The organism is Streptomyces sp. C10-9-1 (genome assembly GCF_024497955.1).
Taxonomy (GTDB): Bacteria; Actinomycetota; Actinomycetes; order Streptomycetales; family Streptomycetaceae; genus Streptomyces; species Streptomyces sanyensis.
The window spans coordinates 17931-29061 of sequence record NZ_JANHKP010000003.1; the positions used below are offsets into that span (position 1 = coordinate 17931).

The following is an 11131-nucleotide window of genomic DNA, read 5'->3' on the forward strand; positions in this document are numbered from 1 at the left end:
ACACGGGCCCAAGTGTCTTATCCGTCACGAGACTTCAACAGTCCGGGCCATGGCTGCGCATGTGCGGCTGCAACCGCGGGGAGGGGCGTCCGCCCATGTCACCGCGCGGGGGCGCCCTGCCCGGCCCGCCGCCGCCTGCGTCGTGAGTCCCGGACCGCCACGGCGCCGCCGCTCGCCGCGGCGACCAGCACGACCCCGCCCACGACCACGTAGGTCGCGAGGCGTGCCGTGCGCTGCTGGGGGCTCTCCCCGAGATGGACCTCCGCGGGGGTCGGCGCCTCGGCGCGGGTGACGCCCTCGTGCGCCACGGGCTCCTCGATCCGCACGTCGTCCTCGGTGAGGGCGCGCACCGGGTCGACCACACCCCAGCCGACGAGGCGGTCGTGACCGGCGACGGAGCGCTCCGCGGTCTGCTGGATCTGGGCCACGATCTCCCTGGCCGTCCAGTCGTCGTGCTTGGCCTTCACGAGCGCGGCCAGGCCGGCGACGTAGGGCGCGGAGAAGCTCGTGCCGTGGTCGGCGCAGTGGCCGCCACCGGGCACGGTGGAGACGATGTCCACCCCCGGGGCCGCGACGCCCACGAACTCGCCGGACTGGGAGAACGGCGCCCGCTCGTTGTTGCGGTCGGAGGCGGCCACGGCGAGTACCCCGGGGTAGGAGGCGGGGTAGGTCTTCTTGACGTTGCCGCCCAGCCCGTCGTTCCCGGCCGATGCGACGACGACGATCTCCTCCGCCAGGGCGGCGTCGACGGCCTGCTTCAGCTCGGGTTCCGGCTCGACGGCCTCGGCGGTGTCCTGGGAGATGTTGATGACGTCGGCGTCCTGGGCGATGGCGTGCCGGATGGCCTGCGCCAGGGTGGCCGCGTTGCCGTTGCCGTCGGCGTCGTTCTGCTGGATGGGGATGATCACGGCGTCCGGGGCCAGCCCGACGAAGCCGGTGCCCTTGGCCGGGCGGGCGGCGATGATGCCCGCCACCCTGGTGCCGTGGCCGGCGGTGTCGGTGGTGCCGTCCTCCCTGCCGCGCTCCAGCTTGTTGCCCCCTGCGTCCTTGGCGTCCTTCGGCAGCAGGTTGGCTCCGGCCCCGGTGTCGACGGCCTTCCTCAACTGCGGGTGGCGGGCGTCGACACCGCTGTCGATCACCGCGACCCGGACGCCCTTCCCGGTGGACTGCTTCCACAGTTCGTCCAGCAGGACGCGCTGCAGCGCCCAGGGCCGTCCCGTGTAGACCTCGCCGGGGTAGGAGCAACTGGACCCGTCGGCGGTGGCGGTGGGCAGCGGCAGGCCGACGAAGGCCAGGGCCGCGGCGGCCGTGACGACCGCCGGGCGGAGTGCCGTGCGGTGCCCGCGGGCGCTCTTCATCAGTGGTGCGCTCGTCATCCCGTCCGCCCTCAGGAGCCCTGCGGCTGGCTGGCGGCGCCGGTGGAGAGCCGGGGACCGGTGGGCAGGAACGTCGACCACGCCGCGGGGACGGGCAGCGGTTCAACGCCCTTGTACCCCAGGCGGTTCTGCGCCTGTGCGGCCTCCGTGGCGCGCTGCCGCCGCTCCTCCTCGGTACCCGAGGAGCCGATACCGGAGTCGTCCGAGGCGCTGTCGCCGTTGGACTGCATCGCATAGCGCAGACCGGTGTCGGTGACGAGGAAGAGGAAGCCGGAGTCCGTCTTGGCCCCCTTGAACTGACGGAACAGCTGACCGGATCCGGGGGTGACGTAGGCGCTGGTGGCACCCGTGGGCAGCGGGGCGGGGAAGTCGTCGCCGGCCCAGGTGCTGAGGGTGGTGGTCCCCTTGTTCCGGTCGACCTTCCGCAGCACGTTGCAGACGGTGTTGCGGCTGCCGGACCGGGTACCGGCCTCGTTGACCGGCACGGGCTCGGCGGTGGGCCACCGCCTGTCCTCGTTGAAGGCGCGCCCCGGGCGGAAGGCTCCGGCGCTGACGGCGGACGCCTGGCCGTTCTGCCCCAGCTCCACGTGGCGGCTCGCGTTCAGCAGCAGCTTGGCCGTGAAGTCCGAGACGGGGGCGACGCTGCCCTCCAGGACCACGTACCGCTGCTTGCGGGTGCCGTCGGTGGCGGAGATGACCATGCCGACCCTGTCCACCTCCTCGGGGAGGCCCTCGACCCCGGCGGGCGCGCCGGGCTGCCCGGGGATCTCGGGGAAGGTGACGGCGTCGCCCTTGTGCAGGGTGTCCAGCCAGGCGCCGGAGACCTTCTGGGGCGCGCCCTCCCGGCCGACGATGGTGCGCAGCAGCAGTTCGTCCTCGGCCACCGGGTACGCCGTGCCCCGGGCGTCGACGATGTACCGCTTCCCGTCGGGGTCCTCGACGTAGAGGAGTTCACCGCCGGTGAGCCGTTCGGACCCCTCGGTGCGGTCCTGCTCGCGCTCGGCGAGGACGAAGGCGGCCTTCTGGATCGACCGGCCGCCTCCGCCGGGCCGTTCGCACACCACCCACCGCTTGGCCGAGCCGGCCTCCTCCGCACTCGGCAGGCGGTCGGGGGCGTAGGGGATGCCGAGCGTGGGGCCGTGGGGGATCTTGCCGCTGTCCAGCACCGACTCGTCGACGTTGATGACCTTGCCCTTGTCCGGGTAGAGCAGCAGCTTGGCCGAGGACATGTTGAGCACGGGGTGGAGCTGGACCTTCTTGCCGGTCTTCAGCACCACGTAGCGGGTGGTCGACTTGCTGGCGATGATGACGTTCTCCCCCGGGGTGTCCCACCCCTTGGGCGCGACCGGCTTGAACATGCCCCAGGCGCCGAAGACGGCGAGCACGACGACTCCGACGATGGCACCGGGTGCGACCGCCCGCAGGGGACGCGGGGCGCCCTCCTCCGAGCCCGTGGTGTTCGGCTGAAGGAACTGCGCCACCAGTCTCCGCTTCGCGAAGGTGTAGGCGTTCAGCTCGTCCCGTCGTGATGCCATCTGTCCGCAGTCCCTCTTCCCCGTCGGGCGGCCGGGTTCCCACACACGTCGGTCACGGCCCGACCGTGCCCCCCTACTATGCCTGTCGCGATCGGCGCCCATGTGCTCAGGTAGGCTGATCGCCCGGTCAACACCCAAGCGGAAGTTGGCCAATACGGACACGAGGGGGCAACGCGGCGATGGGTACGGCGACGCGCGCGCGCAACGGGCGCACCACCGGCCGGCCGCCCGGCAGGCGTGCCGGGACTTCCCGGCGGCAACGCAGCAACCCCTCCGCCCGGCACCAGTCCGCCGCGGCCCCCGCCACGCCGGGGCCCCCCGCGCGGACGGTGCTGCGTCCGCTGTCCCGGGCGGACCGCATCGGCCCGTTCCCGCTGCGTCAACTGGTGCTGCTCCAGGCCGCGCTGGCCCTGGTCGCCGTCGGCCTGGTGCTCGGCGGGCTGTGGCTGGTGCCCGCGGCGACGGCGGCCGGGCTGCTCGCCCTGCTCGCGGTCGTGCGCCGGCGCGGTCAGGCCGTACAGGACTGGCTGGCCACCGCCCGTGCACTGCGCACCCGCAGGAAGCGCACCCTCCCGGCACCGCCGGAGGCCGACGCCTCGCTGGCCCCGGTCGCCGAGAGCGTGCCCGGCCTCGGGCCGTTCCCCTATGTCGACCGCGACCGGCGCACGGTGGGGATGCTCGGCGACGGGTCCTTCCTGACCGCCGTGGTCCGGGTGGAGGCGGAGGGTGCCGCCCTGCGGCCCTCCTCCGGCGCGCGCGCCCTGTCACTGGCGCTGCTGGGCGACGCGCTGCGGGTGGACGACATCGCCGCGGAGTCCGTGCAGTTGGTGCAGCAGGTGCGCCCGGCCCCGGCTCCCCACCTGCCGCAGCAGTCGGTGGCCCGCCTGTCCTACGCCCCGCTCCAGGAGCGCACCGGTGCACCGGCCCTGCGGATGACCTGGATCGCGGTGAAGCTGGACCCCGAGCAGTGCCGGGAGGCCGTGCAGGCCCGCGGCGGAGGCGTCCCCGGCGCCCAGCGGTGCCTGGTGCGGCTGGCCGACCATGTGGCGAGCCGGGTGACCGGGGCCGGGTTCCGTGCCGCGGTGCTCGACCAGGAGGGGCTCAACTCGGCGGTGGCCACGGCCGCCTGCGCCTCGCCCCGGGCGGCCGCCCGCGCCGGGCGGCCCGACACCGCGGCGCAGCGCCGCACCGCGGAGACCTCCCGCGTCTGGCGCTGCGACGACCGCTGGCACACCGCCTACGCGGTCGGCCGCTGGCCGGAGTTGGGCCGGGCGGCCACGCCGCTGCCGAAGCTGGTCGCCCTGCTGACCGGGGTCCCGGCGTATGCGACGACGATCAGCCTCACCGTGCGGCGGGGCGTGCGGCAGGGGGCGGTGGACATCGCGGGCCATGTGCGCATCACCGGCGCCTCGGACACGGAACTGGTCGGCGTACGGCGCGACTTGGAGCAGGCCGCACGCGGTGCGAAGGTCGGCCTGCTGCGCCTGGACCGCGAGCAGCTGCCGGGCGCCCTGGCCACCCTGCCGCTCGGAGGTGTCCGCTGATGGCCGGCCCGACGACCAGGAGCCTGCGCTCCCTGCTGGGTCCCCGTCAGGCGGGGCACTCGCTGCCCGCGACGGACCTCGGTGCGCTCTCCCTGCCCGTGGGTGATGACGGCGTGGTCCTCGGCGAGGACGCCGAGGGCCGGTCCCAGGTGCTGGGGCTGCACCGCTCGACCCCCTACGACGTCCTGCTGATCGGCGGCCTGTGGACGGCCCAGGTCCTGGCGCTGCGCGCGGCCGGCACCGGTGCCCGCGTGAGCGTGGAGACCGGACGGCCGCAGGCGTGGACGACGCTCGCCCAGGCGGCGGGGGCGGGGCTGGAGTGCATCACCCTGCACGAGGTGGGGCGGGTGCCGCCGATGGGTGCCTCCGTCGGAAGCCCCGTGGTCGTCCTCCGGGACTGCGGCATGCGGCCGCCGCGCGGCCGGGTGGTGTCCTCGCCCTGGCAGTCGGTGGTGACGCTGCTGCCGTACCTGAGCCCGGTGGCACCCCGGTTGCTGCGGTCCTCGACGCTGGTGGGCATCCAGCGGGTGTCCCCGCAGGAGGCCGGGCAGATCGGGCGCATCCTGGGGTTGACGGAGCAGGAGGTGGCCGCGCTGCCGACGCTGGCCGACGGCGTCACGCTCTGGTGCGCGGGCAAGGACCGCCAGTGGATCATGACGAGCGCGACGGACGCCGAGTCGGGGCTGCTCGGTTCGCCGCGCCGGATGGACTGACCCCCTGCTCCCGGGCGGGCGAGGGGGTCCTCGGCCCGTACCGGGTCGCGGCGCACTCCCTTCCCGCCGGCCGGACTTCGCCCGCAGCGGGGCGGGCACCGCCCGGCGCGGCACTAGGATGCAGGGGTGGCGCCGGGGCGGGACTCCCGCGGGGCGTCGCACGACCTCCGGTCATCGGCAGGGCAGCGGCGGAAGGGGAACACGTGGGCAGCGCGCAGGAGAAGGACGAGCTGTACGCCTTGGACATCTCCGGCGTGGAGTGGCAGGGCCCTCCGGGAACCAGCCCCGACGAGGAACGGGTCGAGATCGCGCATCTGCCCGGCGGCGCCGTCGCGATGCGCTCGTCGCTGGACCCGGACACGGTGCTGCGCTACACCGAGGCGGAGTGGCGGGCGTTCGTCCTCGGCGCCCGGGACGGCGAGTTCGACCTCACGTGAGCGGGGGCCGCTCCTGAGAGCCCCCTGCCCGGATCCCGGCGCCCGCCCCGGTGCGGGCGCCATCGGCCCCTGCGGCTGCGGACGTTGACGGTACACACCCCGAAGGCGCGTCCCGCCGTCCTCCACGGCGTGACGCACGGGACACCGGCCGGGGGCGGACGGGCCTGACGAAGTGGCGCGGGCGGCGACTAGGGTGGGTGGGGCGCGCGGTGCGCGGCCCTTCGGTCGCGCATGCCGTGCGCAGGGGGAGAGCCGGGCCCGTCCGGAGTGAAACGGTGGCCCCCACACCCATGACGGCACCAGGGTGCTCGACCACTTCAGGAGGCACAGTGAACGGCGATCGGGACGACATCCACGGGGGCTGGAACCTTCCCGTCGACGAGTCCGACGCGGAGTCCGTCGAGCTGACGGGCGAGTTCACCATCGACTACACCCCTCCCGCCTGGTACACGCAGAACGCGTCGGCGGACACCGCCGGAGGAGCGGCCGCGCAGGACCCGTCCCCTCCTCCGCCGCAGGGGACTCCCGTGCCGGGGCTGCCCTCGGACGGCGGGTACGAGCCCAACTGGTCCATCGCGCCGCCGAATCCGCCCGCCGCCGCCCCGGCGCCGGACCGGGCTCCCGGGCCGGACGGGGGACCGTCGGCGCACCAGCCACCCGGGCCCTCCCCGTACGCCCCCGGTCCCGGGGCCCTCCCGCCGTCGGCAGCCGGGGCGCACGCCCCCTCCGCCGCCCCCGAGGCGGCGGCCGGCGATGCGGCCGGCGACGTCGAGAGCGGCGCGACGATGCGCTTCTCCCCCGCGGCCCTCCGCCGGGAGATCGCCGAGCGCACGGCCGCCGAGGAGGCGGCCCGGGGCGGTGCCCCGACGGCGCCGGAGGCCGGTCCCGGTGCGGCCGGTGCCCCGGACACGGCGGCGGACGCCGCCGCCCCCGCACCCCCGGCGGCCGCCGCGGACGGCCCCGGCGCCCCGGCGCCGCACGAGGCCGCACCGGCAGCCCCCGAGGCCGGCCACCCGGCGGGTGCACACGAGGACGCCCCGCCGGCAGCCGCCGGGGACGAGGACCCCGCCGAGGAGCCGTCCGCCCCGACCGCCCCGCCGGCTCTTCCGGCCGACGGCCCGCTGCCGGACGGCGGCGGTGCTCCGCAGGCCGACGGCTCGGCCGAGCAGGGGCGGGACCTCGGCGGCGACGGCCCGCTGCCGGACGGCGGCGGTGCCCCGGCCGTCCGTCCGGGAGTGCCCGGAGCCGCCCCGGAGGGCGGCACCGGCGTGCCGGAGGCCGCCGCGCCCGCTCCCGCCCCGGCGCCCGAGCCCGGACCCCCCGTCCCGGACGTCCCGGTGGCGGTGGCCCCCCCGGGCCCCTCCGTGCCCGGCGCCCCGGATGCCGCGCTGCCTCCGGGTCTGCCGCCGCTGCCGCCCTCGTACCACCCGGCCGCGCCCGCCGCCGCGCAGCAGTGGCCCGGGACCGGGCAGCCGGCACCGCAGGCCGGGGGCCCCGCGCAGGGCCCGGCCGCCCCGCAGCCCCCGTCGGACGCGCCTGCCGGGGCGCACGGTGCCCCGCAGCCCCCTCACGCGCCCGGACACCTGCCCCCGCAGGCGCCCCCGCCCGGACCGGGCGGCTACGGCTTCCCCCAGCAGGCACCGCCGACCACCGTCCCGCCCCAGGCGCCCCCGGCCCCCCACGCGCCCGGACACCAGCCCCCGCAGCCGCCGCCACCCGGACCGGGCGGCTACGGCTTCCCCCAGCAGGCACCGCCGGCACCCGGCACCACCGGCTACGGTTTCCCACCCCCCGGCCACGCCCCCCAGCACGGGCACCCCGCACCCCCGGCCCCCCACGCGCCCGGACACCAGCCGCCGCAGGCGCCCCCGCCCGGACCGGGCGGCTACGGCTTCCCCCGGCAGGCACCGCCGGCCGGGCAGGCGCCGGGGGCGGCGGTCGACCCGAGGACCGGCGGCGCCTGGCCGACGCCCGTCGCGCACGACCAGCGGGAGCGCTCCGTCCCGGGTGCGCCGCTCGGCTACACCGCGGCCGTGGAGCTCTCCTCCGACAGGCTGCTGCGCAGCAACAGGCAGAAGCCCAAGTCGAGTCGCGGCCCCTCGGCCGCCTCCCGCTTCAAGCTCGGCGGGAAGAAGGAGGAGGCGGAGCGCCAGCGGAAGCTGGAGCTGATCCGCACGCCGGTGCTGTCCTGCTACCGGATCGCGGTGATCTCCCTGAAGGGCGGGGTCGGCAAGACGACCACCACCACGGCGCTGGGCTCGACGCTCGCCACCGAGCGCCAGGACAAGATCCTCGCCATCGACGCCAACCCCGACGCCGGGACGCTCGGGCGCCGGGTGCGGCGGGAGACCGGGGCCACCATCCGGGACCTGGTGCAGGCCATCCCGTACCTGAACTCGTACATGGACATCCGGCGCTTCACCTCGCAGGCGCCCTCCGGGCTGGAGATCATCGCCAACGACGTGGACCCGGCCGTGTCCACCACGTTCAACGACGAGGACTACCGGCGGGCGATCGACGTGCTGGGCCGCCAGTACCCGATCATCCTGACGGACTCGGGAACGGGCCTGCTGTACAGCGCGATGCGCGGGGTGCTGGACCTGGCCGACCAGCTCATCATCATCTCCACTCCCTCCGTGGACGGCGCGAGCAGCGCCTCGACGACCCTGGACTGGCTCTCGGCCCACGGGTACGCCGAGCTGGTGCAGCGGTCCGTCACGGTGATCTCGGGGGTGCGCGAGACCGGAAAGATGATCAAGGTCGACGACATCGTGGCGCACTTCCAGACGCGCTGCCGGGGGGTGGTCGTGGTGCCCTTCGACGAGCACCTGGCCGCCGGGGCCGAGGTCGACCTCGACATGATGCGGCCCAAGACCCGGGAGGCGTACTTCAACCTCTCGGCGCTGATCGCCGAGGACTTCGCCAGGGCCCAGCAGCAGCAGGGGCTGTGGACGGCTGACGGCAACCCGCCGCCGCAGGCGGCACCGCCGATGCCCGGACACCCCGGCGGTCCGCACGGGGCGCCGCAGATGCCTCCGGGGGCGGCGGGCGGGCAGCCCTGGCAGCAGGGACACCCCCAGGCGCCCGGGCAGCCCTATCCACCGCAGGCGCAGCCCCCGGCGCCGCCCCAGCACCCGCACCCGCCGCAGGGGTACGCCGGGCCTCCGCAGGCACCGGCGCCCCCGGCGTGGCAGCAGGGGCCGTTCCCCGGCCAGGGTGCCGCCCCGGGGGCACCGGGGTCTCCCGCCGCCCCGCAGGACCCCGCTCCCGCCGACCCGGCCCAGGGGGGGCACGTCCCGCCTCACGGCTGGCCCGGTCAGCAGCCTCCGCCGCCGCCGGCCCCTCAGCAGTAGGGCGGCAGAGGTCTACACCCTCGCAGGGCCCGCACCGGATTCCCGGTGCGGGCCCTGTGCCGTGTCCCCGCAGCCCACCGGGGGTTTGGGCGGCCGCTGGCGCGGCATGACCACAGGGATGCACCGTCGCTTCACCCGAGCGCGAACCCGAGCCCACCCGCCCGTCTCGTCCCGGCGACACCTGACGCGAGGTCACCGCCCATGCGCCTGCCTGCATTAGCCCGCACTCCGTGGCACCGCACCCCCGCTCGCCGCGCCCCCGTCCGGCGCGCTCCCGTCTTCCGCGCCTCCGCCGTGGCGGCCGCACTCGCCGCCCTGCTGCTCCCCGCCCTGCCCTCCCCCGCAGCCGCCTCGCACCCTCCTGCCCACGCACCCGCCGCCGCACCGGGCCGGACCGCCGCCGGCGACGGGGAGCGCCGGGTGCTCACCGTCGCCGTCTCGCAGAGCGTCGACTCGCTCAGCCCGTTCCTGGCCCAGCGCCTGGTCAGCACCTCGATCCACCGCCTCGCCTACGAGTACCTGACCAACTACGACCCCGCCGACGGCCGCACCGTCCCGGGCTTCGCCACCGCCTGGAAGGCCTCGGCGGACAAGCTCACCTGGACGTTCACCATCCGCTCCGACTCGACCTGGTCCGACGGGCGGCCCGCCACCGCCGAGGACGCCGCCTGGACCTTCACCACGATGATGCGGGACCGGGACGCCGCCACCGCGAACGGCAGTTTCACCGCCAACTTCCGCAAGGTCACGGCGCCCGACCCGAGGACCCTGGTCATCGAGCTGAAGAAGCCCCAGGCGACGATGACCGCGCTGGACGTGCCGATCGTGCCCCGGCACGTCTGGGAGAAGGTCGACGACTTCGCCGCTTTCGGCAACGACGCCGCCTTCCCCGTGGTGGGCAACGGGCCCTTCGTGATCACCGGCTTCGAGGTGGACCGCTTCATCCGGCTGGAGGCCAACAAGGACTTCTGGCGCGGCGCGCCCGGCTTCGACGAACTGGTCTTCCGCTACTACAAGGACGGGGACGCGGCGGTGTCCGCGCTGCGCAAGGGGGAGGTCTCCTTCGTGCAGGGGCTCACCCCCGCCCAGGCGGACTCGCTGGAGGACGCGGCGGACATCGCGGTCAACGACGCGCCCGGGCGCCGCTTCCTGGCCCTGGCCGTCAACCCGGGCGCCCGCGCCCAGGACGGCACGTCCTTCGGCAACGGCCACCCCGCGCTGCTCGACCCCGACGTACGCAGGGCGCTCTTCCACGCCGTGGACCGCACCGCGCTCGTCGGCAGGGTCTTCCAGGGGCACGCGGTGGAGGGCGAGGGGTACATACCTCCTCGCTTCTCGCAGTACTTCTGGAAGCCCGCACCCGACCGGCGCATAGGCCACGACCCGCAGCGCGCGGCACGGCTGCTGGACGAGGCGGGGTACCGCAAGGACGGGGACGGCCGCCGCGCAGGTCCCGACGGCAGACCGCTGGAGCTGCGGCTGCTGTGCCACGCGACGGACCCCAACGACAAGGCGGTGGGCCGCTACCTCCGGGAGTGGTGGGGCGCGTTGGGCATCACGCTCACCGTCGAGTGCCTGGACAACGTCTCCGACCCGTGGCTGAAGGGGGACTACGACCTCGCCTTCGACGGCTGGTCGGTCAACCCCGACCCGGACTTCGTGCTCTCCATCCACACCTGCGCCGCCCTGCCGGAGACCCCCGGGGCGAGCGGCGCGACGGACAACTTCATCTGCGACCGGACCTACGACGAGCTGTACGAGCGGCAGGCGGCCGAGTACGACCCGGAGAAGAGGGCCGCGCTGGTCAGGCGGATGCAGTCGCGGCTCTACGACACGGGGTACATGAACATCCTGGCCTACCCGAACGCGATGGAGGCCTACCGGACCGACCACATCGCCTCCCTCACCACAATGCCGGAGGCAGCCGGGAACATCTACGGGCAGGACGGCTACTGGAGCTGGTGGTCGGCCGAGCCGGCCGCCCCCCGCGAGGCCTCCGGCGGCGGCGCGGCCACCGGGTTCGCGCTCGGCGCCGGGGCGGCCGTGCTGCTGGCGGTGGCGGCCGGTTCGGTCGTGGTGATGCGCCGCCGGTCCACGGCGGACGACCGTGAGTAGCCGGGCGGCACTCCGGTGAGCGCCGCCGCGGGCGGCGCCGCGACCGCCCCCGCGGTGG

7 protein-coding genes are annotated in these 11131 nt (G+C 75.6%); 5 read left to right on the plus strand and 2 right to left on the minus strand.

Annotation, left to right across the window (positions count from 1 at the left end):
- Nucleotides 1–98 precede the first annotated feature (98 nt).
- A complete protein-coding gene (gene mycP / locus NPS70_RS04655) occupies nucleotides 99–1376 on the minus strand; it encodes a type VII secretion-associated serine protease mycosin (protein ID WP_374211941.1) in 1278 nt (425 codons plus the stop codon).
- 11 nt (nucleotides 1377–1387) lie between these two features.
- Nucleotides 1388–2911 (minus strand): type VII secretion protein EccB, encoded by a 1524-nt coding sequence (gene eccB, locus NPS70_RS04660; protein ID WP_256522722.1) that lies wholly within the window; start codon nucleotides 2909–2911, stop codon nucleotides 1388–1390.
- 179 nt (nucleotides 2912–3090) lie between these two features.
- Between eccB and eccE the strand changes: the two genes are divergently transcribed.
- The 5 genes from eccE (at nucleotide 3091) to NPS70_RS04685 (ending at nucleotide 11073) form a co-directional block, all read left to right on the plus strand.
- On the plus strand, nucleotides 3091–4455 hold the full coding sequence (gene eccE, locus NPS70_RS04665) for a type VII secretion protein EccE (protein ID WP_256522723.1): 1365 nt from the start codon (nucleotides 3091–3093) through the stop codon (nucleotides 4453–4455).
- Nucleotides 4455–5168, plus strand: coding sequence for a hypothetical protein (locus tag NPS70_RS04670; protein WP_256522724.1), 714 nt, complete (start codon nucleotides 4455–4457; stop codon nucleotides 5166–5168). Before eccE ends, NPS70_RS04670 begins: the two co-directional genes overlap by 1 nt.
- Before the next feature lie 203 nt (nucleotides 5169–5371).
- Nucleotides 5372–5605 (plus strand): DUF397 domain-containing protein, encoded by a 234-nt coding sequence (locus NPS70_RS04675; protein ID WP_256522725.1) that lies wholly within the window; start codon nucleotides 5372–5374, stop codon nucleotides 5603–5605.
- Nucleotides 5606–5934: 329 nt separating this feature from the next.
- Nucleotides 5935–8958: an SCO5717 family growth-regulating ATPase gene (locus tag NPS70_RS04680; RefSeq protein ID WP_256522726.1), complete on the plus strand. Its 3024-nt coding sequence runs from the start codon at nucleotides 5935–5937 to the stop codon at nucleotides 8956–8958.
- A 201-nt stretch (nucleotides 8959–9159) separates the two neighbouring features.
- Nucleotides 9160–11073 (plus strand): ABC transporter substrate-binding protein, encoded by a 1914-nt coding sequence (locus tag NPS70_RS04685; protein WP_256522727.1) that lies wholly within the window; start codon nucleotides 9160–9162, stop codon nucleotides 11071–11073.
- The last annotated feature ends 58 nt before the right edge of the window (nucleotides 11074–11131 follow it).